The following is a 531-nucleotide window of genomic DNA, read 5'->3' as shown; positions in this document are numbered from 1 at the left end:
CGTGATCAAGACCGTCGCCCGTGACGCTTACGGCTTCCGCAACCCCGAATCCCAACGACTCCGCACCCGCTGCGCCACCACGCGAAAGAGCCGCGGCTGCCTCAACCCCGCTTAACTTCGAAGAGCCTTCATACTTCGAGCACATCCAAGGTCCTTGGTATCGCTGGAGGGACAGCTACTGAACCTTCCATCCTGATGGTTCGGTCATCAGACGGCTGAAGAGCGCTCTCATCCGCGCACAACGTGCCGAACGCCGCTGCCGGTGGCGGCGGTTAGATCCGGCACAACAGGCACTGCTGATGCTGGCCCACCTGCGCAACGATGACACCCACGCCCGGCTCGCCGGCGACGTGAGCATAACGCAGAAAAGCCCCGACGCGCTTGGCGTCGGGGCTTCCCGTTTGAAAGATTGTCCGGCGGTGACCTACTCTCCCACACCCTCCCGAGTGCAGTACCATCGGCGCGGGGAAGCTTAACTTCCGGGTTCGGAATGTAACCGGGTGTTTCCTTCCCGCCATAACCGCCGTAACC

The 531-nt window shown here is 62.3% G+C and carries 1 rRNA gene and 1 pseudogene; one reads left to right on the top strand and one right to left on the bottom strand.

The annotated features are described in order from the left end of the window. Positions 1–206: 206 nt before the first annotated feature. Positions 207–359: pseudogene (locus ACTWPT_RS60185) on the top strand (IS5/IS1182 family transposase); the annotation flags it as partial. Positions 360–411: 52 nt separating this feature from the next. Here ACTWPT_RS60185 and rrf read toward each other — a convergent pair. Then, positions 412–528 (bottom strand): 5S ribosomal RNA (gene rrf, locus ACTWPT_RS60180). Between the last annotated feature and the right edge of the window lie 3 nt (positions 529–531).

The organism is Nonomuraea sp. 3N208, from assembly GCF_052245935.1.
Taxonomy (GTDB): domain Bacteria; phylum Actinomycetota; class Actinomycetes; order Streptosporangiales; family Streptosporangiaceae; genus Nonomuraea.
This window is presented reverse-complemented; position numbering and strand designations above follow the sequence as displayed.